We start from the raw sequence: 23,429 nt of genomic DNA on the forward strand, positions 1-23,429 counted from the left end.
CATCTGGCCCTGGCCGCCTCGCTCCTCGCGACCCCCGCTGCGGCCACGCCCCCTCCCCCCCCCCCCCCCCCCCCCCCACCCACCCCCCCCCCCCCCCCCCCCCCTGCCCCCCCCCCCCCCCCCCCCCCCCCCACCCCGCGCCACCCCACCCCGCACCGCGCCGCATCTCGGCGACCATCGGGGGCCACCCCACCCGCTCAGCTGGTGAAGAACTCGCTGACCTGCTCCGCGAACTGCTGCGGGCTCGCCTCGTGCACCGAGTGGCCGACCGGGATCGTGATCAGCCGGGAGTCGGGGATCGCCGTGGCCATGTCGGGGATGCCCCCCTGCGGCATGCTGCTGTCGGGGCCGCCCGCCACGATCAGGGTCGGCGCGACGATCTCACCGAGCCGCTGGGCCCACTCGGGATCGGGGTCGAAGATCTGCGCGCGCACCGCGGGGGACACGGGCCAGTCGAAGTCGATGGCCCCGCCGGGGTGCGGGGCCTCGACCAGGTCGCGCGGGTAGGGCGGCGGCGTCTCCTCCAGGACGAGTCGTTCGACGCGGTCCGGGTGCTCCTCGGCGAGCAGGTACGCCACGACCCCGCCCATGGAGTGGCCCACGACGCCCACCCGGTCGATGCCCAGCTCGTCGAGGAAGCCGAGTACGTCGTCCCGCATCAGCTCGACCGAGTACTCGTCCGGCCAGTCGCTCTCGCCGTGCCCGCGCAGGTCAAGCGCGTACACCCGCCACTCCTGGCCGAGCAGCTGCCCGACCTGCTCCCAGGTCGCCGATGAGCCGCCGAGCCCGTGCAGCAGCACGACGGGCGCTCCGTACGAGTCGCCCCAGGTCCGATAGGCCAGGCGTACGTCGCCCACATCCACCACTGCGTGATCGTTCATGCCCCTGACGCTACAGCGCGTTGCGCAACCCATTGAGCAGTGGCCCGGACCCATGCTAGAAAGCGCTTGCTCCCGTCACGGCCCCCGCGCCTCTACCGCCTCTCCCGTCCCCACCATCGGAGACCCCATGCACTCTCCCTGGTCCCGCCGCGCCTTCCTGCTCGGCACCGGCGGCTCCGCGCTCGCCCTGGCATCCTCGGGTCTGTCGCCCAGTGCCGAGGCGGCAGCTGCGGTGGAGGCGGACGCGTACGCGACGCTGCGCGCCAAGTGGCGCACTCTGGTACTCGGCGAGGGCTTCTCCCCCACGGCCGAGCCTTTCAAGAGCCGCCTCGCCGAACTCGGCGCCACCGCACGGGAGTTGCGCGACACCATGGCGCCCGCCTCGGGCTCCCTGTGGGCGGACGCCTCGTACGCCGACCCCGATCCGGACACCGACCAGGAGTCGTACGGCTACTCCGCGAACGTGGTGACGGGCTACAGCAGGCTGGGCACCATGGCCCAGGCCTACCGGCAGGAAGGCACGGGCCTGACCGGCGACGCGGGCCTCAGCGCCGACATCCTCACCGGCCTCGACCATCTGTACACGCAGGTCTACAACGAGAACCAGGCGCGGTTCGGCAACTGGTACAGCTGGCAGATAGGCGCCCCGCAGAACCTCCTCGACGTCTGCGTGCTCATGTACGACCACCTGTCCGCGACCCAGGTGGGCAACTACTGCAAGGCCGTTGACCACTTCGTGCCCGACTCGGCGGTGGGCAGCTACACCGGGACGAGCACCGGAGCCAACCGCGTCGACCTGTGCCGTGTGCTCGCGCTGCGCGGGGTCGTCGGCGCCAGTGCCGCGAAGATCGCGCTTGCCAGGGACGCCCTCTCCCCCGTCTTCCCTTACGTGACGACCGGCGACGGCCTCTACACCGACGGGTCGTTCATCCAGCACACCACCGTGCCCTACACGGGGTCGTACGGGTCTGTGATGCTGGGCGGACTCGGCATGCTCTTCTCCCTGCTGCGCGGCTCAAGTTGGGAGGTCACGGACACCAGGAAGCAGATCATCTTCGATGCCGTGGAGAACGCGTGGGCCCCGTTCATCTACAACGGGCTCGTCATGGACGGTGTCGCGGGCCGCGCCATCAGCCGCGGTCTCGCCGCTTTTGACACCAAGAAGATCCAGGCGGACGACCACCGGCGCGGCCACCCCATCATGTCGGCCGTGGTGCTCCTGGGCCAGGGCGCGAGCGCGGCCGAGAACGCGCGCTGGCGCGGCCTGGTCAAGGGCTGGATGCGGCGCGACTACTACAGCCCGCCCCTGAGCGACGCCTCACTCGGCCTGACAAGCCTGGCCAGGCTGCAGGGAGTCGAGGACGACACGTCGGTGGCCGCGATCGCCGAGCCCACCGGCCACCGCCTCTTCCCCAACATGGCCCGGGCCACGCACCGGCGCCCCGGCTGGGCGGCGTCGATCAGCATGGCCGATCCCCGCATCACGTACTACGAGACGGGTAACGGCGAGAACCTGCGCGGCTGGCACACCGGCTCGGGAATGCTCTACTGGTGGGGCGACAGCTACGCCAACGGGCAGTACAGCGACGCCTTCTGGCCCACGGTCGACCCGTACCGACTGCCCGGCATCACGGCGTCGCGCAAGGTGCTCGCGGACGCGGCGGGCGGCGACTGGGGCGCTTGTCTGCCGGACGTGAAGTGGGTGGGCGGGTCGAGCGACGGCCAACGAGCCTCCATCGGGCAGTACTTGAAAGGACTGCAGAGCACGCTGCGCGCGAAGAAGTCGTGGTTCTGCCTGGACGATGCGATCGTCTGCCTTGGCGCGGGCATCGCCTGCACGGACGGCGCGGCGGTCGAGACGACCGTGGAGAACCGCAACCTCGGCCCGACGGGCACCACTTCCTTCCAGGTGGACGGCGCGGCCAAGCCGACCGGCACTCCCTGGTCGGCGACGCTCACCGGCGCCAAGTGGGCGCACATAGGGGGCCACGGCGGTTACGTCTTCCCCGGCGGCGCGACGGTCAAGGCCCTGCGCGAGGAACGCGGTGGCAAGTGGAGCGACATCAACAAGGGCGGCGCCACGACCACGCTCGCCCGCAAGTACCTCACGATGTACGTCGACCACGGCAGCGCCCCGACGAAGGGGACGTACGCCTACGCCCTGCTGCCGGGGGCGAGCGCGGCACAGACGGCGGCCCGGTCGGCGGACACCGGATGGGTCCGGATACTCGCCAACTCCGATCGCCAGCAGGGTGTTTCCGTTCCGTCACTCGGCTTCACCGGGGTCAACTTCTGGTTCGGCGGCACGGTCGGCGAGCTGACCGCGAGCGCGCCCTGCTCCGTGCAGATCAGCGAGAAGGGCGAGGGCACCGCGGTCATCTGCGTCAGCGACCCGATGCGCGCGCAGACCTCCTTGACCCTCACCTGGAACCAGGCCGTCTCCGCGGTGACGGACAAGCCCGCCACGGTCACCTCGGCGGTCACGGGCACTTCCCTGAAGCTGACCTTCGGGGATCTCAGCGGGACGAAGGGGGCCACCCAGCGGGTCACGGTCAGGCTGGGCTGATGCCCGATCGGGCTGCCTGAGCCCTTAGCACCGATGCTTTCCGGTCGACCATCGATTCCGGTAGAAAACAGAAACAACTGTCGTCGCAGGTCAGACAGTTGTTCTGACTTGCACCACCGCTTCCGGTCCACATGTTGGACACCTCTCGCGCGCCTTCCCGCAGTCCCGGCGCCCGCTCTGAGCTGCCCGAACAGTCATCCGACGACCGCTGAGCGGACACATGCATCCGGAAATCGACCATACATTTGGAGCTCACTCTCCGCACCGGCAAGACTCCAGTCAGCAACCAGCAACTCACCCGCATCAAAGGAGACTTGACGTGCGTTTCTTCCTCAAGACGGTGGGCGCCACCGCTGTCGTGGCCGCCTGCGTGATGTCCGGAACCTCTGGCACGGCGCAGGCCCAGCCCAAGGCGGCCGCCGCCGGCCTCTACGCGCCCTCGTCGCTGGTCCTCGCGGTCGGCCAGGGCGAAGAGGCGGACACCGCGACGATGCAGCGCGCCGTGACCCTGACCTGTATGCCCAAGGCCTCGGGCAGCCACCCCTCGGCGTCCGCCGCCTGCGCCGAACTGCGCGCGGTCAACGGCGAGTTCGCCCAGTTGGTGGGCAAGTCACCCGGCATGATGTGCACGAAGGAGTGGAAGCCCGTCGTGGTCACCGTGGACGGCGTGTGGCAGGGCAAGCGAGTCGCGTGGACCAAGACCTTCGGCAACAGCTGCGAGATGCGCGCGAGCATCGCGGGAGGCGCGGCCCTCGCGTTCTGAGCCCTCACCTGCCGCGCACCGAGCGGAAATCGGGTGGACGCGGCCTCCGCCCTGACGGTGGGATGAGGCCTCGACACCCACGACAGCGCCTTGGACGACGCCCTGAGCGACGTCCAAGGCGCTGTTCATGACCAGGAGTTGGACATGGCATCAGGCGGACCGGACGACCACAGCGGCGTCGAGCGTGATCCGTCGATCGACACGGACCTGGTTCGCCGGTTGCTCGCGGCGCAGTTCCCCCGGTGGGCGGGCCTGCCGATCACTCCGGTCCCGCGATCCGGCATGGACAACGCGACCTACCGGCTCGGCGACGACATGTCCGTACGGCTGCCGCGTTACCGGCGGTGGGTCGGGCAGGTGGAGGCGGAGCAGCGGTGGCTGCCGTGGCTCGCGCCGCGGCTGCCGCTCACCATCTCCGAGCCGCTGGGCAGGGGCGAGCCCGGCGAGGGCTACCCCTTCCCCTGGTCCGTCTACCGGCGGCTGGAGGGTCGGGAAGGGACGCGGCCCTCGCGGCTCCCGCGTGGGGCGGGCCGCCGGTGTGGGTCCACGGCGACCTCGCGACCGGCAATCTCCTGGCAGTCGAAGGACGACTGAACGCGGTCATCGACTTCGGGACGCCGGCCGTGGGCGACCCGGCGGTCGACCTGCTGCCCGCGTGGCTGTTCCTGCCGGACGAGGCGCGGGGCGCGTTCCGCGAGGCGGTGGGCGTGGACGACGCGACGTGGGCCAGGGGCCGCGGGCTCGCTCTCGCGGGGTCGCTGCCCGTCCCGGACGACCCGTTCTCCGTCGCTGCCCGTCCCTGACGACCCGTTCTTCGACGACCCGGCGCGGGTGACGGCGGCGCTGCGGCACCTCGACGCGGTCATCACCGATCGCCGGGAAACCGCAGGGGGAGGGCCACCAGGGAAATCCGCCCGGCGAAAACACTGAGCGGATTTTTCCCTCCGCATCTCGACCGGGCATGTCGATCCGGCCGATTGCCGTTCGTGTAGACAGTGAGAGGCCGGCACCGGGCCGGTCACGGAGGCGATCCGCCAAGGAGAGGCAGCCATGAACCAGTACCTGATCAGCATCTACCAGCCCGACGGCGGCGTGCCGGAGCCGGAGGTCCTCGAACCGATCATGCGTGACGTCGAAGCGGTGAACGCCGAGCTCAGGGAGGCGGGCGCCTGGGTGTTCGCCGGGGGCCTCTTCCCGCCGAGCACGGCGACCGTACTGCGCCTCAAGGACAGCGAAATGCTCACGACGGACGGACCGTACGTCGAGGGCAAGGAGCATCTGGGCGGCTTCACCGTCATCCGGGCGGCCGACCTGGACGAGGCGCTCGCATGGGGCGAGAAGGTGGCCCGTGCCATCACCCTGCCCGTCGAGGTCAGGCCGCTGCAGCACGGATCCTGCTAGTGCCGTCGGGTTCCCCGGAGGTCACGTCGGATCCTCCGCCGGAGGTCACCTCGGAGGTGATCGAGCGGGTCTTCCGTGAGGAGTACGGGCGCGCGGTGGCCGTCCTGGTCCGCGTCTTCGGCGACATCGACATCGCCGAGGAGGCGGTCCAGGAGGCGTTCGCCACGGCGGCGCAGCGATGGCCGGCCTCCGGCCTGCCGCCGAGCCCGGCCGGCTGGATCATCACCACCGCCCGCAACCGCGCGATCGACCGCCTCCGCAGGGAGGCGTCCCGCGAGGACCGGCACGCGCAGGCCGCCCTGCTGCACGCCCACGAGGCACCGGCCTGGGAGGGACCCGTGCGCGACGACCGACTGCGTCTGATCTTCACCTGCTGCCACCCGGCGCTCGCCCCCGCGGCGCGGGTGGCCCTCACACTGCGCCTCCTGGGCGGCCTGACCACCGCGGAGATCGCCCGCGCCTTCCTGGTGCCCGAGCCGACGATGGCCCAGCGGATCGTGCGGGCCAAGGGGAAGATCCGCGACGCGCACATCCCGTACCGCATCCCCAGCGAAGCGGATCTGCCCGAACGGCTTCGCGCGGTCCTCGCGGTCGTCTACCTCGTCTTCAACGAGGGGCACACCGCCAGCGCGGGGGACGCGCTCGTCCGCGATGACCTCTGCGCGGAGGCGATCCGCCTGGCACGGCTCCTGGCCGAGCTGATGCCCGATGAGCCGGAGGCCCTGGGTCTGCTCGCGCTCATGCTGCTCTCCGAGTCCCGGCGAGCGGCCAGGACCACCGCGGACGGTCGGCTCGTCCTCCTCGCCGACCAGGACCGCGGACGGTGGGACCGCGCCCTGATCACCGAGGGCCAGGAGCTTGTCCGCCGCTGCCTGCGCCGCGGCAGGCCGGGTCCGTACCAGATCCAGGCCGCCATCAACGCGGTGCACAGCGACGCGCCGACCGCGGCTGCCACCGACTGGGGCCAGATCCTCCAGCTGTACGACCAGCTCATCGCCGTGGCCCCGAGCCCGGTGGCGGCCCTCAACCGCGCCGTCGCGGTGGCCGAGGTCAAGGGCCCCGCCGAGGCACTGACCCTGGTGGACGACCTGTCTCTCGACAGTTACCACGTCTTCCACGCCATCCGCGCCGACCTGCTCCGCCGCCTGAACCGCCCCGACGAGGCGGCCCGCGCGTACGACGCCGCACTGGCGCACACCGACAACGCGGCCGAGCGTGCGTTCCTGCTCGGACGCCGACAGGAGGGGCCGGCCCCCCGGTTACGCTGACGCATGCCCACGGTCCACGCCGAGGAGATCGGCACCGCCCGCCTCGTCCTCGTACCTCTCCGGGTCGAGCACGCCGACGAGATGTCCGATGTGCTCTTTGATCCTGCCCTGCACACGTTCATCGGTGGCTCTCCCGACGAGCCGAAGGCCCTGCGTGCGCGCTACCGGCGGATGACCGCCGGGTCCCCCGATCCTGCGGTCTCCTGGTGCAGTTGGGTGCTGCGGCTGCGCGACGAGGAGTGCCTCGTCGGGACTGTGCAGGCGACGGTGGTGCCCGCCGAGGCCACTGGCGAGCTGGTCGCGGAGATCGCCTGGGTCGTGGGAACTCCCTGGCAGGGGCGGGGCATTGCCGTGGAGGCGGCCCGCGGCCTGGTCGGCTGGCTGGCCGGGCAACCGGCGGTGCGTGATGTCGTCGCCCACGTCCGTCCGGACCACCGGGCATCGGCCGCGGTCGCCACCGCCGCGGGACTCGCCCCCACGGCCGAGTGGCAGGAAGGCGAGGTCAAGTGGCGTCGTTCACCGGCGGGTTGAGGGGAGCGAGGCGGCGGGGACGCCTCAGCGCCGGCCGCGGAACGTGCGGCGCAGGTCGCGCACCCAGCCGTCGGGAATCTCCCACGGGATGAAGTGGCCGCCGCTGTCGTGCGCGGTGAGGTTCACGTGCTGATACCAGTCGGCCCGGTCGCCGGCGAGCCAGCTCTCGACGCGCTGCTCGGTGGAGGTGACACCGGGCGGGTTCTCGTGGGCGACGAAGGTGATCCCGGTGGGCGCCTCGATGACCGGCTGCCGGTCATGGGAGGGCGTCCAGGGATAGCGGTTGGCGTTGGCGTAATAGCGTACGGACGTGCCGATGGCGTTGTTCACCCAGAAGATCATGGCGTGGGTGAGGAGGTCGTCCTTGGAGAAGACGCTCTCGACGTCGCCACGGCTGTCGCTCCATTTCTCCCAGCGCTCCAGGATCCAGGCGAGCAGGCCGACCGGTGAGTCGCTGAGACCGTAGGAGAGGGTGCTGGGCCCGAGGACGTGCACGGCCAGGTGGGCGGCGAAGCGCCTTTCCAGGGAGATGAGTTGGCGGTGCGCGGGCTCGGGAAGGCCCTCGGGGATCGGCCGGCCGCCGCTGAGGTCCCAGCCCCGGTCGCCGTTGAACATGGTGAGCTTCTGGCCGGAGCCGATGTGGATGCCGTGCAGTTCGTCCGCGTACTTGTGGCCGAGCTGACCGGCGACGAGGGCGCCGATGTCACACCCACCCGCGGCGTACTTCTCGTGGCCGAGCGTCTCGGTCATCAAGGTGTGCCAGAGGTCGGCGACCTTCCAGAAGTTCATGTCGGGGTGGCCCGGCAGCGGCGTGGAGAAGCCGAAGCCCGGCAGGGAGGGGACGATGACGTCGAACGCGTCCGCCGGGTCACCGCCGTACGCGGCGGGGTCGGCGAGCGGATCCACCACCCTGGACCAGTGCCAGAAGGTCCAGGGCCAGCCGTGCGTGAGGATGAGCGGGGTGGGGGCCGGGCCGACGCCGGGCCTGCGCATGAAGTGCACGGGCACGCCGTCGACACTCACCCGGTAGTGCTCGTAGGAGTTGATCGCCTCTTCGGCCTTGCGCCAGTCGTAGTCGTGGAGCCAGTATTCGGCCAACTCCTGGAGAAAACCGCGGCGAACGCCGTAGTACCCGTCGTCGTTGCCGACGTCGGCGGGCCACCTCGTCAGCCGCAGCCGCGCCCTGAGGTCGTCGAGCACCGCGTCGGGGACGTGGATCGGCTCGGGCGTCAACGGAAAGCGCTCTGCGGCTGACATGAGATTCCTTCCGAGGTGTCCCGGCCACCGGCGGTCGCCCGCCGGTGGCCGACGGATCAGTACGGGCGGTCGCCCGCGATCGCGACGCGTTCGGCCACGCGACGGTGCGGGGCGTAGTCGTCGACGGCGTAGTGCTGGGTGGAGCGGTTGTCCCAGAAGGCGACGTCACCCGCCTGCCAGTGGAACCGCACCTGGTACTCCGGGACCTGCGCCTGCCGCACCAGATAGCTCAGGAGCCGGTCGCTCTCGGCCCGCTCCATGCCCACGATGTGCGTGGTGAAGGACGTGTTCACGAAGAGCATCTTCCGCCCGGTCTCCGGGTGCCTGCGCACGACGGGGTGCGTGACCGGCGGGAACTGCTCCTGGAGCGGGATCAGCTTCTCGGGGCCGTAGAAGCGGACGAAGCCGGGGATGAAGTCGTGCACCGCCTCGGCGTCCTCGATGCGGGCCTTCACCTCGTCGGGGAGGTTGTCGTACGCGGCGGCCATGTCGGCCCACATCGTGTCGCCGCCCACCGGCGGCACCTCACGCAGCTGCAGGACGGCGCCGAGCGCGGGACGCTCGCGGAAGGTGACGTCGGCGTGCCAGACGTTCTCGTACGTGGGGACGGCGCTGCCGCCCTTGTCGAACCGGACGACGTCGTCGGCCGAGCCGCGCGCGAGCAGCGGATTGGTCTCCAACTCACCCCAGTTGAGGGCGAAGGAGCGCTGCTGCTCGGAGGTGATGCCGGCGCCCCTGAAGAAGAGCACCTTCCACTCCAGGAGCGCGCGGCCCAGCTCCTCGCGCAGCGCGGGCGTGAGCGGCTGCGCGAGGTCGACGCCGCGGATCTCGGCGCCGATGACGCGCCCCTGGGGGACGACGTCGATCAGTTCGTACGGGCGCTCCTCCCAGCCCTCGGGGACGCGGCGCAGGGTGCGGCGGCCTTCGTACATGCCGTCGGCGGGTACGCGCGCGTCACGGAGCGTGGGAGAGGTGGGAGAACCGGAAGCAGCGGGGGTAACGGCAGGGGAAACCACGGCCATGGTGATCCTTCAGTTGTGAGTGAACGGGTGGCGTCACGGAGAGGGGACTCCGGACGGCTGGAGACGTATCCCCGGGCAGCTAGCGACCCGATCGCTCGCACCCACAGCGCCACGGAACCTGGAAGGTCCTCACGGCGGCGGTCAGGTGCTGGATCATGCACACCATTGTGTATGGCTATGCCTTGCGGAGCAAACCCCCGTACTCGTAGATCCCCTTGCTCTGCTCGGTGGCTCCCAGGTAGGGGGCCAGATCCTCGTGGACCGGGGCGAGCGGGGGCTGGTCGGCGTCGGGGCGCCAGTCGACCAGGTTCACCAGGCCGGGCTCGACCGGCTCCAGGCCGTCGAGGAGGGTGTCGACCTCGGCCGGGGTGCGGGTCTGCCAGGGGACGCCGCCGCCGGAGATGTGCGCGGTCATCGCGGCGCCGCGCACGGGGTCGTCGGCGACTACCTGCGAGAGGCCGAGGTAGCTGCCGGGTGCCGCCCGGTCGATGATCGTGCGCAGCACACGGCGCGGGCCGTCGGCGTCGGTGAGGTGGTGCACCACCGACAGGAAGAGCACAGCGACCGGCTCGTCGAAGTCGATGAGGCGGACGACATCGGGGTGGCCGAGGATCGCTTCCTGGTCACGCATGTCGCCGTTGATGACGGCGGTGGTGGCGTCGTCGGCGAGCAGTGCTCTGCCGTGCGCGAGGACGATCGGATCGAGGTCCACGTAGACGACGCGGGTGTCCGGTGCGAAGCGCCGGGCGACCTGGTGGACGTTCTCGTCGGTCGGCAGGCCGCAGCCCATGTCGATGAACTGGCGGATCCCCGCCCGGGTCAGATGGCGCACCACGCGGAACAGGAACTCGCGGTTCTGCCGGGCGATGTCGACGCACTCGGGGAAGTCGGGCAGTGTCCGCAGCAGGAAGTCGCGGTCGACCGCGTAGTTGTCCTTGCCGCCGAGCATCCAGCCGTAGGCACGTGCCGATGTCGGCACGTCGAAGGGAATGGACATCAACTCGGCCTGGTCGTCTGCCGCCACAGCGCGTTCTCCACCTCTCCCAGAGGGACATGTGTTTCTGCTCCGTCACGGCGACACTATCCCGTCACTCACGACCGGGTGAACCCGGGCCGAATCATCAACGCGCGGGCTCTCAGGGGCGGTTGAGTCAAGCAGGGAGGGCGGGCGGCATGACATCGGACACCCGGCCGCCCGCGAGGCGGCCGGATGGCGCATGATCGGACGTGCGCGAGTCACGTACCACCGGATACGTACCACCAGAGAGGACCTCCCCATGGAAGACCGCTTCGACGTCGTCGTACTCGGAGCAGGACCCGGCGGCTATGTGGCCGCCATCCGCGCCGCCCAGCTGGGCAAGCGGGTAGCGGTCGTCGAGGAGAAGTACTGGGGAGGTGTCTGCCTGAACGTCGGCTGCATCCCGACCAAGGCGCTGCTGCGCAACGCGGAGCTGGCCCATCTGTTCACGCACGAGCAGAAGACGTACGGCATCAAGGTCGACGGGAATGTCTCCTTCGACTACGGCGAGGCGTTCAACCGCAGCCGCACCGTCGCGGACGGCCGCGTCAAGGGCGTCCACTTCCTCATGAAGAAGAACAAGATCACCGAGTTCGACGGCCGGGGCACGTTCCTCGACGCGAACACGCTCCAGGTCGCCAAGTCGGACGGCAGCACGGACACGATCACGTTCGAGAACTGCGTCATCGCCACGGGCGCGACGCCGAAGCTGCTGCCCGGCACGGAGCGTTCCGAGCGCGTGGTGACGTACGAGGAGCAGATCCTCGCCGACAGCGTGCCGGAGTCGATCGTGATCGCGGGCGCCGGCGCCATCGGCATCGAGTTCGCCTACGTCCTGCACAACTACGGCGTGAAGGTCACCATCGTCGAGTTCCTCGACCGCGTCGCGCCCCTTGAGGACGCGGACGTCTCGACGGAGCTGGCCAAGCAGTACCGCAAGCTCGGCATCGAGGTGAGGACCTCGACCCGCGTCGAGTCGATCGACGAGTCCGGCGCCAAGGTCAAGGTCACGGTGACGGGCAAGGACGGCAAGCAGGAGGTCCTGGAGGCGGACAAGGTCCTGCAGGCCATCGGCTTCGCGCCGAACGTCACGGGCTTCGGCCTGGAGGCGGCGGGCGTGGCGCTGACCGAGCGCGGCGCCATCGACATCGACGGGCGCGGGCGGACGAACGTGCCGCACATCTACGCCATCGGTGACGTCACCGCCAAGCTGATGCTCGCGCACACCGCCGAGTCCATGGGCATCGTGGCCGCCGAGACCCTCGCGGGCGCCGAGACGATGGAACTCGACTACCCGATGATCCCGCGCGCCACCTACTCCCAGCCGCAGATCGCCAGCTTCGGCTGGACCGAGGCGCAGGCCAAGGAGAAGGGCTTCGACGTCAAGGTCGCCAAGTTCCCGTTCATGGCGAACGGCAAGGCGCACGGCCTCGGCGACACCGTCGGTTTCGTGAAGATCATCAGTGACGCGCAGTACGGCGAGATCATCGGCGCCCACCTGATCGGCCCGGACGTCACCGAGCTCCTTCCCGAGCTGACCCTGGCCCAGCAGTGGGACCTGACCGTGCACGAGGTCTCCCGCAACGTGCACGCGCACCCGACGCTCGGCGAGGCGGTCAAGGAAGCGGTGCACGGCCTGGCCGGGCACATGATCAACTTCTGACGGCACGCGGTCGCCTCCGGGCGTCCCCCGGTCGCCTCCGGGCGTGCCCCCGCATTGCGCCGAACGGCTCAAGTGGCGGGGCCGCCCGGTCCGGAAGATCCTTGGTCAGGACGCTCTGTTACGCCTCGGGGGCGAGGGAGAGGCAGCAGCCGATGTTCTCTGGCCTGGGCCGGTTCGTGGTCCGTCGCCCCTGGTGGATCATCCTGGCGTGGGTCGTGGTGGCCGGTGCCGTGATCTCCCTGGCGCCGAAGCTCACCTCGAGCAGCGACGAGGCGAGCTTCCTTCCTGACCATTACGAGTCCATCCGCGCGGCCGACGTACAGGAAGCCGAGTTCCCCAAACAGCAGAATGTCGGCGCGATCATCGTCTTCCAGCGCTCCGACGGCGGAAAGCTGACGGTTGCCGACTCCGCGGACGTCACCCGCGTCTCCAAGGATCTGCAGGCCCAGAAGATCCCCCAGGTGCAGGCGGTCGTGCCCGGCGCGGTCTCCCCCAACAAGCTCGTGCAGACGTCGGTCGTCGCGATGCCGAAGATCACCAACCCCGAGGACACCGCTCAGCAGGACGCGGTCGAGGAGCTGCGCTCCGACCTCAAGCCCGAGCTGAAGGGCACGGACCTCTCGGCCGGGATCACCGGCTCCGCCGCCCAGGCTCTCGACGAGAGCGACGCGTCGGAGCGGGCCGGGCTGCTCGTCGGAGTCGGCACGATCGTGATCATCATCGTGCTGCTTCTGGTGATCTTCCGGAGCCCGATCATCGCGCTGCTTCCCGTGGTCCTGATCGGCCTCATCTCGCCGATGGCGACCGGTCTGATCGCCTCCGCGAACAAGGCCTTCGACATGAAGGCCGACTCCTCCATCCAGGAACTCCTCACCGTCGTCCTGTTCGGCGTCGGCACGGACTACATCCTGTTCCTGCTGTTCCGCTATCGAGAGGCGCTGCGGGCCGGCGAGGATCCCAAGGGCGGCATGGTGCATGCCGTGGAGCGGGTCGGTGAGGCGATCACTTCGGCGGCGGGCGCCGTGATCGTCGCGTTCGCCGCGCTCACGCTCTCCTCGCTCGGCATGCTGCGGTCCATGGGCCCCGCTTTGGCCATCGCGGTCTTCGTGACGCTGCTCGCCGGGCTCACGCTGGTCCCCGCCGTCGTCTCGCTGCTCGGCACGAAGGTGTTCTGGCCCTCGAAGTCGTGGCAGCGCGAGCCGCAGGGCACCGGATTCGCGCGCCTCGGCGCGTCCATCGCCCGTAAGCCCGCCCTCTGGGCCCTGGTGTCGGCCCTGTTCATGGGCGCGCTCACCCTCGGCGCTCTCGGCTACAGGGCCAACTTCGACCTGGCGGGCTCCTCGCTGCCCAAGGACAAGGAGTCGATGGTCGCCCTGAAGAACCTCCAGAAGGGCTTCCCCGCGGGCACCACCGACCCGACCTTCGTCTACCTCACCTCGACGGACGACGGGCCGCTCCCCGAAGCGCGGACTGCCGCCTTCCGAGCGCAGCTCGACGAGGTCCGCGGTGTGGGCGAGGTCGCCGCTCCCCGTCTGAGCCCGGACGGCGCGACGGCGTCGTACTCCGTGGTGCTCTCGGATCCGCCCGCGTCCGACAAGGCCCTGGAGACGGTCAAGGACCGCCTGCGGCCGATCGCCCACGAGGACGCCCCGGCGGGCGCCGAAGCGCTCGTCGGCGGGACGACCGCGGTGTACGTCGACATCAACAAGGCCGTGGACCGCGACTATTCGGTGGTCTTCCCGGTGGCCGCGCTCGCCATCATGGTCATCCTCGGCCTGCTCCTGCGCAGCCTGGTGGCGCCCTGGTACCTGATGCTGTCGGTGGCGCTCGGCTTCGGCGCGACCCTGGGCGCGACCTCGCTGCTCTTCCAACAGATCGGCAGCCAGCCCGGGTTGATGTTCATGCTGCCCGTGATCATGTATTTGTTCGTGGTCGCGCTCGGCACGGACTACAACATCCTGATGGTGTCCCGGCTGCGCGAGGAGGCACGCGCGGGCCGCACCCCGCACGACGCGGCGGGCACGGCGGTCCGCCACTCCGGCCCGACGATCGGCTCGGCGGGTGTGATCCTGGCGGGCACGTTCGCGACGCTGATGCTCGCGGGCAACTCGACGCTCTCCCAGATGGGCTTCTCCCTCTCCTTCGGCATCCTCATCGCCGCCTTCGTCATGGCGATGATCTTCACGCCCGCGCTGACGGCCCTGATCGGGCACGCGGCGTGGTGGCCTGGGCACGGGGACGAGAAGAAGCGCGACGCGGACGACTCGCCCCCGACACCGCCCTACACCCCATCGCCGTAAGCCGCCGAGAGCGCCTGGGCATCCGCGTACGAGGGCAGGTCCTCCGGCACCGCGCCGCCTCGGGCGATCGATCGCGCCGCCTCGACGGCTCCGTGCAGCGCGGCGCGGAAGAGCAGCGAGCCGCTGCTCACCCGGCGCACGCCGAGCTCCGCGAGGCGCCTGTACGGCAGGGCGCCCGGCGTGAAGAGGATGTTCAGCGGGGCGTCGGCCAGCCCATCGACCAGTCCCGTGATGACCTTCTCGTCCTGGAGGCCGGGAACGAACACGCCGTCGGCGCCCGCAAGTTGATAGTCCGCGACCCGGCGTTCGGTCTCACCCGCTCCCCCGGCGCGCAGCCAGTACGTGTCGGTGCGCGCGTTCACGAACAGATCGGGGGCGCTCTCCTTGACTGCGCGGATCAGCTCGCACTGCAGTGCCGTGTCGGCCAGCGTCCCGTCCGGGCGGCCGTCCTCGATGTTCACGCCCACCACTCCCGCCCCGACGAGTTCCGCCGCGAGCGCCGCCACCTCCCCGGGCCGGTCGCTGAAGCCGCCCTCGATGTCCACGGTGATCAGCGCGGGCAGCCGGGCCAGGCCGTGGGCGAGGCGCAGGGTTTCCTCCCGTGTGCCGCCGGTGGCGTCCGCCTTGCCGACGGCGGCCGCCACACCCAGGCTGGTGGTGCCGATCGCCGGGAAGCCGCCGTGGGCGAGCGCCGCCGCGGAGGCGTGATCCCAGGCGTTGGGAAGCAGCAGGGGCTCGCCTGCGCGGTGCAGGGCGCGGAACTGCTCGGCTCGCTGTGCGTACGTCGTCATGGTCGGACCGTACGTCGCTTCGACAGGGCGTAGAAATTGTTCCGGCGTAATGTCGAGAACGGGTCGTCCGCTCCGACGTCCCCTGTGAGAGTTGCCCACAAGGGGTGACCACCGCACAGCCGAGGAGCGACATCATGAAGTACCTGGTGATGGTTCAGGGAACGCAGGCGGACTACGAGGCGCAGAGCGGCAAGGGCAACGCGACCAGCCCGGCGTGGAGCGAGAAGGACCTGCAGGCGATGTTCGCCTTCATGGGCGCGCTCAACGACGATCTGGCCGAGTCCGGCGAGATCGTCGACGGGCAGGGCCTGGCCGAGCCCGCGCAGACCCGTCTGGTCGATGTGGACAAGGACGGCCGGCCGGTCATCACGGACGGTCCCTACGGCGAGACGAAGGAGGTCCTCGCCGGGTACTGGGTTCTCGACTGCGCGAGCCTGGACCGCGTCACCGAGATCGCCAACCGCATCCAGCAGTGCCCCGTTCCCGAGGGCGCACCGAACTACCCCGTCGTGATCCGCCCGATCATGGGCGGCCCCGACGACGCGTCCTGAACAGCACAGCCGTGGTCGAGGACCTGCTGCGCCTGCACGCGCCGCAGGTCCTCGGCGCGCTCGTGCGCAGGTACGGGCACTTCGGCGAGGCAGAGGACGCGGTGCAGGAGGCCCTGCTCGCCGCCGCGCGGCAGTGGCCCGAGCAGGGCGTTCCCGAGAATCCGCGCGGCTGGCTGATCAGGGTCGCGTCGCGGCGGCTCACGGATCAGCTGCGCAGTGACGAGGCGCGGCGCAGACGCGAGGAGGAGGCCGCGCAGCTGTCGCCCCGGGACGCCTTCACGGCGCCCGCGCCGGGCGAGAGCCGCGCGCCGTCCGACGACGACACCCTGACCCTGCTCTTCCTGTGCTGCCATCCGGGGCTGAGCCCGGCCGCGCAGGTCGCGCTGACGCTGCGCGCGGTCGGTGGTCTGACCACGGCCGAGATCGCCCGTGCCCATTTCGTGCCCGAGGCGACGATGGCCCAGCGGATCAGCAGGGCGAAGGCGAAGATCAAAGGGGTGCCGTTCCGGCAGCCGTGCGCCCAGGACCGTGATCAGCGGCTCGCGGTGGTGCTCCAGGTGCTCTACCTCATCTTCAACGAGGGATACACAGCGACATCCGGCAGCGCCCTGCACCGCTCGGATCTGGCGCGCGAGGCGATCCGGCTCACCCGTTCCGTTCGCACGCTGCTGCCCGACGAGGGCGCGGTGACCGGGCTGCTCGCGCTCATGCTGCTCACCGAGGCCCGCAGCGCGGCCCGCACCGGCCCGCACGGGGAACTCATCCCGCTCGACGAACAGGACCGCTCGCGCTGGGACAGGCGTGCCATCGAGGAAGGCTCCGCGCTGGTCGAGCGGGCCCTGTCCCAAGGCCCCGCGGGCGCCTACCAGTTGCAGGCGGCGATCGCCGCGCTGCACGACGAGGCCGCGCGCGCCGACGACACCGACTGGCCGCAGATCCTCGCCCTCTACGACATCCTCGTACGCCGCGCTCCGGAGCCCATGGCAGAACTCGGCCGCGCCGTGGCCTTCGCGATGGTGCACGGGCCGCGCGCGGGGCTAGCCGAAGTCGCGGCGCTCGAGGACCGGTTGGCGGGCCATCACCGGCTCGACGCCGTGCGCGCCCATCTCCTGGAGCGGGCGGGCGAGACGGACGCGGCCCGCACCGCCTACCAGTTGGCGGCCAAGCGTACGCTGAGCGTCCCCGAGACGCGCTACCTGCAGATGCGTGCGGCCCGCCTGTTGTCGACCTGAGTACGGAGAACGAGATGATCAGCGTCCCGGCGGGGCAGGTGACGCTGTCGGACCGGCGGACGCGACGCAGTTGGCCGGTGGAGGTCGCGGCCCACGAACTGGCCGCGTTCCCTGTCACCCAGGAGCAGTACGCGCAGGTCACCGGCGAGCGGCCGAGCACCGCGCGCGGCGACCTGCTGCCCGCCGAGGGTGTTTCCTGGCTGGACGCGGTCCGGTTCTGCAACGCCCTGTCCCTGCGCGAGGGCCGCACTCCCGCCTACGCCCTCGGCGCCGATCAGGACGCCGCGTGGGATGTCTGCGCCGACGGTTACCGGCTGCCGACCGAGGCCGAGTGGGAGCACGCGTGCCGGGCCGGTACGGCCGGCGCGCGGTACGGGCCGCTCGACGAGATCGCCTGGCACGGTGGCAACGGCGCCGGACGGATCCACGACGTGGGCGGTAAGCAGCCCAACGCGTGGGGCCTGCACGACATGATCGGCAACGTGTGGGAGTGGTGCTGGGACCTCTACGACCCCGAGGTGTACGGCACCTATCGGGTGCTCCGCGGCGGTGGGTGGTTCGACGAGCACTGGAGCTGCCGGGCCTCGGTACGGCGCCGCAGTCACCCTACGTTCCGGATCGACGACGTGGGGTTCCGCATCGCGCGCTCCCTGCCGTCCCCGGACTCCTCGACACCACCCGGCGCGTAACGCAGCTCACAGCGACAGGTCCCTCACCTGGGAACATCGAGGGTTGGTTCACCGTTGAACAGTGCGTAGGTCCCGATCGCGATTCCCCCGTCCGGTCGGGGCCTACCTCTATTTCCGACCGTTCATGTCCACTCCGGTCCGTTTCACGCCTTCGAGCGTGAATATGCCAACCGCACCGCGCGGCGCACCCCTCGGACGGCATCATGCGTTCATGGACGGTGCCAAGCCTGTGCAGGTCTTGTTCACACCCGACGAGTACGAAGCGGTCCTGCGGAACGCGGACCAACTCGGCCTCCCGGTCGACGAGTTCATACGCCGGGCCGTGACCGTCGACGCCGCGGAGCTTCCCTGCCTCACCGCGGGGGCCCGGCGCGGCTCCGGCGCTCCGGCGGCCGTGCCGCCGATCCGCCGGAGCCTTGGCCCCGACGGCGCCCCCGCGCTCCAGCGCTTCCTCGACACCCTCGCGACCGCGGTGGAGCCCGATCCGGAGGAACGGGTGCCACCACAGCCGACGGTCCGCAGTTGCTCGGGGCAGTGAGGTCCGGGCGATGACCTCCGGTGCAGTGGGGGTCAGGGGCGGCCCGGGCTCAGACCAGGGAGATCTCGGGCTTGTACAGGTCGAGCCAGAGGGCCAGGTCCAGGGTGCGTTCGAGGCCACGCCGGGACGCCTGGGTGATCTGCGGGATGTCCCGTCCCGCAGCCCGCGTCACCCGGTCCCGGTCGACGAGGTCGAAGACCGGGTGTGAGGGCTCGGCGAGCAGGTCCTTGACGTGTCCCTGGAGGGCGATGGCGTACTTGGGGTCCTGAGTGGAGGGATAGGGGCTCTTCACCCGGTCGTACACGGACCGCGGCAGGACGTCCGCCGTCGCCTCCCGCAGCAGGCTCTTCTCCCTGCCGTCGAAGGACTTCAGGGACCAGGGGGCGTTGTAGACGTACTCGACCAGGCGGTGGTCGCAGAACGGCACCCGCACCTCCAGGCCGACGGCCATGCTCGCGCGGTCCTTGCGGTCGAGCAGGACACGCACGAAGCGGGTCAGGTGCAGATGGCAGATCTTCCGCATCCGGAACTCGAAGTCGCTCTCGCCGTCGAGCCGCTGGATTCCGGCGACCGCCGTGTCGTAGCTGCGCCGGACGTACGAGGGCAGGTCGAGGGCGGCGGTCAAGTCCGGGCGCAGGACGTCCGCGTCGTCACCGAACTGCTCGGCGAACTTCACCAGCCAGGGGAAGGTCTCGGCGTTGCGGGCCTCTTCGTCGAAGAACTGCAGGTAGCCGCCGAAGACCTCGTCCGCCGACTCTCCCGAGAGCGCGACGGTCGAGTGTTCGCGGATGGCCCGGAAGAGGAGGTAGAGGGAGGCGTCCATGTCGCCGAAGCCCATGGGCAGGTCGCGGGCGCGGATCATCTTGGCCCGGACCTCGGGGTCGGCCAGGGCGTGCGAGTCCAGGACTATGTCGCGGTGATCGGTGCCGGCGGCCTTGGCCACGTCGTGCACATAGGGCGTGTCCGGGGTGGAGCGCAGGGCGTCGGCGACGAAGTTCTCGCTCTGGCCGACGAAGTCGACGGCGAAGCTGCGTACGGTCTCGCCGGCCTCGCCGAGTTGACGTGCGGCGAGCGCGGTCATCGCCGAGGAGTCGAGACCGCCGGAGAGCAGGGTGCAGCGCGGCACGTCCGAGACGAGCTGGCGGCGCACGATGTCGTCGAGGAGCTCGCGCACCTTGGCGACTGACTCGTCGCGGCCGTCGGGGTGCGGCCGGGTCTCCAACTGCCAGTAGGCGTGGCGGCGCAGACCGGAGCGGTCGACGGTCACGACGGTCCCGGGTTCGACCTCGTTCATGCCGTCCCACACGGCGTGGCCGGGCGTCTTGACGAAGGTGAAGAGCTCGCGCAGACCATCGACGGTCACCCGGGCGCGGGCCAGCGGGTTGGCGAGGATCGCCTTGGGCTCGGAGCCGAACAGGACGCCGTCCGGGGTCTCGTAGTAGTAGAAGGGCTTGATGCCCATACGGTCGCGGATCATGACGAGCTTGTCGTGCCTGCCGTCCCACACCGCGAAGGCGTACATGCCGTTGAGCCGCTCGGCGACCGCCTCACCCCACTCCAGATAGCCGCGCAGGACGACCTCGGTGTCGGACTCGGTGGTGAACTCGTGGCCGCGACCGGTCAGTTCACGGCGCAGTTCGGTGAAGTTGTAGGTCTCCCCCGAATAGACGAGGGCGACGGTGCCGCGTGGTGTCCGCGCGGTCATGGGCTGGCGCCCGCCCGGCAGGTCGATGATGGCGAGCCTGCGGTGCCCGAGTCCGGCCGGGCCTTCGATCCAGGTTCCACGGTCGTCGGGGCCGCGGCAGGACATCGTCTCGGTCATCGCGTCCAACGTGCCGGACGCGGACCGCAGATCACGGTCGAAGGAGACCCAGCCAGTTATGCCACACATGCGCTACCTCCTGCTCCACGCTGCCTGTGCGCTCCACCCGAGAAACTAGGTGTAGACAGCAGCTATATGCCCAAGCGTGCGCCCCGCGACCGCGTACGGTCAATGAGCCGACAACACGGAACGACACATTCCGGCCAACGGCAAAGACTTCCCCAAAGGGCCTGTCACCTGCGCTTTTCATCAGCGCCGGAGGTGGCGCCGCGCACATCGCGAAGGAGCGCCGCCGCCTCGCCACGGGCGTGCTCGATGGCGTCCGGAAAGATGCGCAGGCCGTGTGCGACCAGGGCGCCCTCGTGCAGCAGCATGAGCGTGTGGCCCAGCTCCACCGCCCGCCGGGGCGCGATCTCGCGGGCGAGGCCGGTGAACAGGGCGAGCGTCCAGGCCTTCTGGCCGGTGATGACCCGAAACGCGGGGTGCGCGGGGTCGCTGATCTCGGCATGCGCGTTGACCATGCTGCAGCCCTTGGTGCTGTTCGTTTCGGCCCAGTCGCGCGAGGCGTCGAACACGGCCAGGATCCTGGCCCGCGGGGTCTTCGCGGTCTCGACGTACGGGGCGAGGAAGGCCTGCCAGCGCTCGTCGCGGGCGGCCAGATACTCGACGACGATCTGCTCCTTGGAGCCGAACCGGTCATAGAGCGTCTTCTTGGCGACCCCGGCCTCGGCGGCGATGAGGTCCACCCCGACGGCGTGGATGCCGCGGTCGTAGAACAGCGCACTCGCGGCATCCAGGGCACGCCGCGCGCCCGGCGTCATGACGATCCTCCGCGGTGCGCCCTCGGCTTCGGCGGCGCCCTTCACCATCTCACTCAGCAGCTCACTCATGACTCCATAGTAAACCGATCTGTATACTCGCGGAGAGTAGACAGATCGGTTTACCTCACTCGGAGGAGCGCCATGAACGTCCTGCTTTCGATCGCGTTCGTACTGACCTGGAGCTCCGGCTTCATCGGGGCCAAGCTGGGCGCCGGGAGCGCGTCCGCGGTGACGGTCCTGATGTGGCGGTTCCTACCGCTCGCCCTCGTGCTCACGGTCGTCGCCCTCACCGTGGCGCGGGCGTCCTGGCGCGGGCTCACGGCGCGGGACGCGATACGGCAGGCGGCCATCGGCGCGCTCTCGCAGAGCGGCTATCTGCTCACCGTGTACTACGCGATCCAGCTCGGCGTCTCCAGCGGCACCACGGCCCTGATCGACGGGACCCAGCCACTGGTGGCGGGCGCGCTCGCCGGGCCGCTGCTCGGCCAGTACGTCTCGCGCACACAGTGGGTGGGCCTCGGACTCGGCGTGAGCGGAGTCGTCATCGTGACGGCGGCGGACGCCACGGCCGGCACCGACGCTCCCTGGTGGGCCTATCTGGTGCCGTTCCTCGGGATGTTCTCGCTGGTCGCGGCGACCTTCCTGGACCGCCGCTCCCTGCGCCCGGTCGCCCCGGCGGTCGCGATGACGGTCCACTGCGTGACCAGCGCCGTCATCTTCACGGCGCTCGCCGTGGGCGCGGGCGCCGCGGAGCCGCCGGCGGAGGCGTCGTTCTGGGTGGCGATCAGCTGGCTGGTGACGCTCTCCACGTTCGGCGGCTACGGCCTCTACTGGCTGATCCTGCGGCGCTCCGGAGTCACGCAGGTCAACACGCTGATGTTCCTGATGGCGCCGGTGACGGCCCTGTGGGGCGCCCTGATGTTCGGCGAACCCTTCGGCGTACAGACGGCGTTGGGCCTCGCGGTCGGGCTCGCGGCGGTCGCCGTCGTGCACCGGGGGAAGGACTCGGCGTCCACGGTGGTGTGCTCGCCCCGGGAGGCACCCGCGACCGCGCCGCGTCAGTCCGCCAGCCGGAAGTCGGCGTAGTCGAAACCGGGCGCGACGACGCAGCTCACCAGGACCGGCTCGTCGCCGGTGGGACGTGCCGCCTGCCACACGCCGCCCGGCACCAGGATCTGCGGGCGCTCGCCGTGCTCGACGCCCGGGCCGAGGCGCATGGGCGCCGCGCCCTCCTTCGGGAGAGCGCCGTCACCTCCCAGACGCAGATCCAGGGGGCCACCGCGGTGCCACAGCCAGATCTCGTCGGAGCGCACCACGTGCCAGCGGGACTCCTCTCCCGGGCAGAGCAGGAAGTAGATGGCGGTGGCCGCGTTCCTCGCGCCGGGGTAGCCGGTGGGCGTGAAGGAGTGGTCCGAGGCCCAGGTCTCGACGAACCAGCCGCCTTCCGGGTGCGGCTCCATACCCAACTCGCGTGCCAATGCCGGGCGTTCAGTCGCGTCGCTCATACGTGTTCTTCCGTTTCGGAGGTCGACGGGGCGCCGGAGGGCGCCGCTGGGGGCGTGAGGAAAGCCTGCACGGTGGGCGCGTACCGATCGGTGATGTCGGCGATGGGCGTGCCGCGCAGGTGTGGTCCGCGGGCTATTCCGTACATCACGCCCAGACCGAGCAGCGTGCCCACCGCGAGCTCGGCGCGCACGCCCGCGTCCGGCCCTTCGAGGCGCTCGCTGAGGCGACGCACCACCTGCGTACGGAAGTTGCCGCGCAGAGTGTCGCCCTGTTCCCGGTGGAGCGGGGCGAAGACGATCCGCAGGATGGGATCCGCGCCGTGCTCGGCCTGGCCGGTCAGCAGGTGGTGGACCATGTGGTGGCCCAGTACGGCGAGGGGCGCGTCGAGCAGGGCATCGGCATCGGTCTCGAAGGACATGATCCGGGCGAAGAGCGCGTGCTTGTTGCCGAAGTACTTCAGGATCAGTGGCGCGCTCACACCGGCCCGTTCGGCCACCGCCTTGAGCGTGATGTCGGCGTGGGCGTGCCGGGCCATGAGGTGGCGGGCGGCGCGGATGATGGCCGCTTTTGTCGCTTCGGCGTCGCGGCGGCCCGACCGGGCGCATATGCCCGCGCCGCCTGCGGAAGATGCGGGAGATATCGGGGCGAACTTCATGATCACTCCAGCGCGGGCACGAAAAGCCAGAGACGTGAATGGAGGAGATGCCAAGTGAATGGGAATTCACCATAGCGGGTGAATGGCCCTTCATTACCGCCGAGTTCGGATACGAGATCAAGCCACTCACGGCTTGGGCACAAGAGCCAGGAGC

Annotated in this window: 21 protein-coding genes and 1 pseudogene; 13 read left to right on the top strand and 9 right to left on the bottom strand. The window is 70.4% G+C overall.

All coding sequences use genetic code 11. The annotated features are described in order from the left end of the window. Nucleotides 1–197 precede the first annotated feature (197 nt). A complete protein-coding gene (locus tag ACZ5WE_RS23405) occupies nucleotides 198–881 on the bottom strand; it encodes an alpha/beta fold hydrolase (RefSeq protein WP_467691858.1) in 684 nt (227 codons plus the stop codon). A 127-nt stretch (nucleotides 882–1,008) separates the two neighbouring features. Between ACZ5WE_RS23405 and ACZ5WE_RS23410 the strand changes: the two genes are divergently transcribed. The 6 genes and pseudogenes from ACZ5WE_RS23410 to ACZ5WE_RS23435 all read left to right on the top strand — a co-directional run bounded on the left by ACZ5WE_RS23410 (nucleotide 1,009) and on the right by ACZ5WE_RS23435 (nucleotide 7,410). Beyond that, complete coding sequence (locus ACZ5WE_RS23410) at nucleotides 1,009–3,447, top strand: polysaccharide lyase 8 family protein (protein WP_467691860.1); 2,439 nt, start codon at nucleotides 1,009–1,011, stop codon at nucleotides 3,445–3,447. 319 nt (nucleotides 3,448–3,766) lie between these two features. After that, nucleotides 3,767–4,210: a subtilase-type protease inhibitor gene (locus tag ACZ5WE_RS23415; protein ID WP_467691862.1), complete on the top strand. Its 444-nt coding sequence runs from the start codon at nucleotides 3,767–3,769 to the stop codon at nucleotides 4,208–4,210. A 144-nt stretch (nucleotides 4,211–4,354) separates the two neighbouring features. Continuing rightward, nucleotides 4,355–5,013, top strand: a pseudogene (locus tag ACZ5WE_RS23420) (aminoglycoside phosphotransferase family protein). A 247-nt stretch (nucleotides 5,014–5,260) separates the two neighbouring features. Beyond that, nucleotides 5,261–5,611 (top strand): YciI family protein, encoded by a 351-nt coding sequence (locus ACZ5WE_RS23425; RefSeq protein ID WP_467691864.1) that lies wholly within the window; start codon nucleotides 5,261–5,263, stop codon nucleotides 5,609–5,611. Further along, on the top strand, nucleotides 5,611–6,879 hold the full coding sequence (locus ACZ5WE_RS23430; RefSeq protein ID WP_467691866.1) for an RNA polymerase sigma factor: 1,269 nt from the start codon (nucleotides 5,611–5,613) through the stop codon (nucleotides 6,877–6,879). The genes ACZ5WE_RS23425 and ACZ5WE_RS23430 overlap by 1 nt, the downstream gene beginning before the upstream one ends. Before the next feature lie 3 nt (nucleotides 6,880–6,882). Beyond that, complete coding sequence (locus ACZ5WE_RS23435; protein ID WP_467691868.1) at nucleotides 6,883–7,410, top strand: GNAT family N-acetyltransferase; 528 nt, start codon at nucleotides 6,883–6,885, stop codon at nucleotides 7,408–7,410. A gap of 24 nt (nucleotides 7,411–7,434) precedes the next feature. On the opposite strand, the gene ACZ5WE_RS23440 is transcribed toward ACZ5WE_RS23435, so the two are convergent. The 3 genes from ACZ5WE_RS23440 to ACZ5WE_RS23450 form a co-directional block, all read right to left on the bottom strand. Next, nucleotides 7,435–8,667, bottom strand: a complete 1,233-nt coding sequence (locus tag ACZ5WE_RS23440; protein WP_467691870.1) for an epoxide hydrolase family protein — start codon at nucleotides 8,665–8,667, stop codon at nucleotides 7,435–7,437. A 56-nt stretch (nucleotides 8,668–8,723) separates the two neighbouring features. Beyond that, nucleotides 8,724–9,599, bottom strand: a complete 876-nt coding sequence (locus tag ACZ5WE_RS23445; RefSeq protein WP_467692326.1) for a TauD/TfdA dioxygenase family protein — start codon at nucleotides 9,597–9,599, stop codon at nucleotides 8,724–8,726. 265 nt (nucleotides 9,600–9,864) lie between these two features. After that, nucleotides 9,865–10,713 (bottom strand): SAM-dependent methyltransferase, encoded by an 849-nt coding sequence (locus ACZ5WE_RS23450; protein ID WP_467691872.1) that lies wholly within the window; start codon nucleotides 10,711–10,713, stop codon nucleotides 9,865–9,867. A gap of 253 nt (nucleotides 10,714–10,966) precedes the next feature. On the opposite strand from ACZ5WE_RS23450, the gene lpdA reads away from it, so the two are divergent. Both lpdA and ACZ5WE_RS23460 read left to right on the top strand, forming a co-directional pair. Continuing rightward, nucleotides 10,967–12,370 carry a dihydrolipoyl dehydrogenase gene (gene lpdA / locus ACZ5WE_RS23455; RefSeq protein WP_467691874.1) on the top strand — a complete coding sequence of 468 codons (1,404 nt, stop codon included), beginning with the start codon at nucleotides 10,967–10,969 and terminating at the stop codon, nucleotides 12,368–12,370. A 152-nt stretch (nucleotides 12,371–12,522) separates the two neighbouring features. Further along, the gene (locus tag ACZ5WE_RS23460) at nucleotides 12,523–14,670 is read left to right on the top strand and encodes an MMPL family transporter (RefSeq protein WP_467691876.1); all 2,148 of its coding nucleotides are present in this window, start codon (nucleotides 12,523–12,525) and stop codon (nucleotides 14,668–14,670) included. On the opposite strand, the gene ACZ5WE_RS23465 is transcribed toward ACZ5WE_RS23460, so the two are convergent. Next, the gene (locus ACZ5WE_RS23465) at nucleotides 14,652–15,461 is read right to left on the bottom strand and encodes an isocitrate lyase/PEP mutase family protein (protein ID WP_467691878.1); all 810 of its coding nucleotides are present in this window, start codon (nucleotides 15,459–15,461) and stop codon (nucleotides 14,652–14,654) included. The two genes, ACZ5WE_RS23460 and ACZ5WE_RS23465, sit on opposite strands and share 19 nt — an antisense overlap. Nucleotides 15,462–15,595: 134 nt before the next feature. Here ACZ5WE_RS23465 and ACZ5WE_RS23470 point away from each other — a divergent pair, with 134 nt between their 5' ends. The 4 genes from ACZ5WE_RS23470 (at nucleotide 15,596) to ACZ5WE_RS23485 (ending at nucleotide 18,471) form a co-directional block, all read left to right on the top strand. Next, complete coding sequence (locus ACZ5WE_RS23470) at nucleotides 15,596–16,012, top strand: YciI family protein (RefSeq protein ID WP_467691879.1); 417 nt, start codon at nucleotides 15,596–15,598, stop codon at nucleotides 16,010–16,012. Between the two features lie 11 nt (nucleotides 16,013–16,023). Beyond that, complete coding sequence (locus ACZ5WE_RS23475) at nucleotides 16,024–17,244, top strand: RNA polymerase sigma factor (RefSeq protein ID WP_467691881.1); 1,221 nt, start codon at nucleotides 16,024–16,026, stop codon at nucleotides 17,242–17,244. Between the two features lie 14 nt (nucleotides 17,245–17,258). Then, nucleotides 17,259–17,933, top strand: a complete 675-nt coding sequence (locus tag ACZ5WE_RS23480; protein ID WP_467691882.1) for a formylglycine-generating enzyme family protein — start codon at nucleotides 17,259–17,261, stop codon at nucleotides 17,931–17,933. Between the two features lie 211 nt (nucleotides 17,934–18,144). Then, nucleotides 18,145–18,471, top strand: coding sequence for a hypothetical protein (locus tag ACZ5WE_RS23485; RefSeq protein ID WP_467691884.1), 327 nt, complete (start codon nucleotides 18,145–18,147; stop codon nucleotides 18,469–18,471). Between the two features lie 49 nt (nucleotides 18,472–18,520). Here ACZ5WE_RS23485 and asnB read toward each other — a convergent pair whose 3' ends face one another. Together asnB and ACZ5WE_RS23495 are read right to left on the bottom strand one after the other, a co-directional pair. Then, nucleotides 18,521–20,362, bottom strand: coding sequence for an asparagine synthase (glutamine-hydrolyzing) (gene asnB, locus ACZ5WE_RS23490; protein ID WP_467691886.1), 1,842 nt, complete (start codon nucleotides 20,360–20,362; stop codon nucleotides 18,521–18,523). Between the two features lie 164 nt (nucleotides 20,363–20,526). Then, the gene (locus ACZ5WE_RS23495; RefSeq protein ID WP_467691887.1) at nucleotides 20,527–21,183 is read right to left on the bottom strand and encodes a TetR/AcrR family transcriptional regulator; all 657 of its coding nucleotides are present in this window, start codon (nucleotides 21,181–21,183) and stop codon (nucleotides 20,527–20,529) included. Between the two features lie 72 nt (nucleotides 21,184–21,255). On the opposite strand from ACZ5WE_RS23495, the gene ACZ5WE_RS23500 reads away from it, so the two are divergent. Continuing rightward, on the top strand, nucleotides 21,256–22,200 hold the full coding sequence (locus ACZ5WE_RS23500; RefSeq protein ID WP_467691888.1) for a DMT family transporter: 945 nt from the start codon (nucleotides 21,256–21,258) through the stop codon (nucleotides 22,198–22,200). Here the strand turns inward: ACZ5WE_RS23500 and ACZ5WE_RS23505 are convergent. Both ACZ5WE_RS23505 and ACZ5WE_RS23510 read right to left on the bottom strand, forming a co-directional pair. Continuing rightward, the gene (locus tag ACZ5WE_RS23505; protein ID WP_467691890.1) at nucleotides 22,173–22,619 is read right to left on the bottom strand and encodes a cupin domain-containing protein; all 447 of its coding nucleotides are present in this window, start codon (nucleotides 22,617–22,619) and stop codon (nucleotides 22,173–22,175) included. The genes ACZ5WE_RS23500 and ACZ5WE_RS23505 overlap by 28 nt on opposite strands. Then, the gene (locus tag ACZ5WE_RS23510) at nucleotides 22,616–23,275 is read right to left on the bottom strand and encodes a TetR/AcrR family transcriptional regulator (RefSeq protein ID WP_467691891.1); all 660 of its coding nucleotides are present in this window, start codon (nucleotides 23,273–23,275) and stop codon (nucleotides 22,616–22,618) included. Before ACZ5WE_RS23510 ends, ACZ5WE_RS23505 begins: the two co-directional genes overlap by 4 nt. Nucleotides 23,276–23,429: the final 154 nt, after the last annotated feature.

The sequence above is a fragment of the Streptomyces sp. NPDC033180 genome (assembly GCF_055577645.1).

Excerpts from the sequence above, each read along its gene's own strand:
- ACZ5WE_RS23405 (WP_467691858.1), bottom strand. The coding sequence starts at position 881 with ATGAACGATCACGCAGTGGTGGATGTGGGCGACGTACGCCTGGCCTAT.
- ACZ5WE_RS23410 (WP_467691860.1), top strand. The coding sequence starts at position 1,009 with ATGCACTCTCCCTGGTCCCGCCGCGCCTTCCTGCTCGGCACCGGCGGC.
- ACZ5WE_RS23425 (WP_467691864.1), top strand. The coding sequence starts at position 5,261 with ATGAACCAGTACCTGATCAGCATCTACCAGCCCGACGGCGGCGTGCCG.
- ACZ5WE_RS23435 (WP_467691868.1), top strand. The coding sequence starts at position 6,883 with ATGCCCACGGTCCACGCCGAGGAGATCGGCACCGCCCGCCTCGTCCTC.
- ACZ5WE_RS23440 (WP_467691870.1), bottom strand. The coding sequence starts at position 8,667 with ATGTCAGCCGCAGAGCGCTTTCCGTTGACGCCCGAGCCGATCCACGTC.
- ACZ5WE_RS23445 (WP_467692326.1), bottom strand. The coding sequence starts at position 9,599 with ATGTACGAAGGCCGCCGCACCCTGCGCCGCGTCCCCGAGGGCTGGGAG.
- lpdA (WP_467691874.1), top strand. The coding sequence starts at position 10,967 with ATGGAAGACCGCTTCGACGTCGTCGTACTCGGAGCAGGACCCGGCGGC.
- ACZ5WE_RS23460 (WP_467691876.1), top strand. The coding sequence starts at position 12,523 with ATGTTCTCTGGCCTGGGCCGGTTCGTGGTCCGTCGCCCCTGGTGGATC.
- ACZ5WE_RS23465 (WP_467691878.1), bottom strand. The coding sequence starts at position 15,461 with ATGACGACGTACGCACAGCGAGCCGAGCAGTTCCGCGCCCTGCACCGC.
- ACZ5WE_RS23470 (WP_467691879.1), top strand. The coding sequence starts at position 15,596 with ATGAAGTACCTGGTGATGGTTCAGGGAACGCAGGCGGACTACGAGGCG.
- ACZ5WE_RS23480 (WP_467691882.1), top strand. The coding sequence starts at position 17,259 with ATGATCAGCGTCCCGGCGGGGCAGGTGACGCTGTCGGACCGGCGGACG.
- ACZ5WE_RS23485 (WP_467691884.1), top strand. The coding sequence starts at position 18,145 with ATGGACGGTGCCAAGCCTGTGCAGGTCTTGTTCACACCCGACGAGTAC.
- asnB (WP_467691886.1), bottom strand. The coding sequence starts at position 20,362 with ATGTGTGGCATAACTGGCTGGGTCTCCTTCGACCGTGATCTGCGGTCC.
- ACZ5WE_RS23495 (WP_467691887.1), bottom strand. The coding sequence starts at position 21,183 with ATGAGTGAGCTGCTGAGTGAGATGGTGAAGGGCGCCGCCGAAGCCGAG.
- ACZ5WE_RS23500 (WP_467691888.1), top strand. The coding sequence starts at position 21,256 with ATGAACGTCCTGCTTTCGATCGCGTTCGTACTGACCTGGAGCTCCGGC.
- ACZ5WE_RS23505 (WP_467691890.1), bottom strand. The coding sequence starts at position 22,619 with ATGAGCGACGCGACTGAACGCCCGGCATTGGCACGCGAGTTGGGTATG.
- ACZ5WE_RS23510 (WP_467691891.1), bottom strand. The coding sequence starts at position 23,275 with ATGAAGTTCGCCCCGATATCTCCCGCATCTTCCGCAGGCGGCGCGGGC.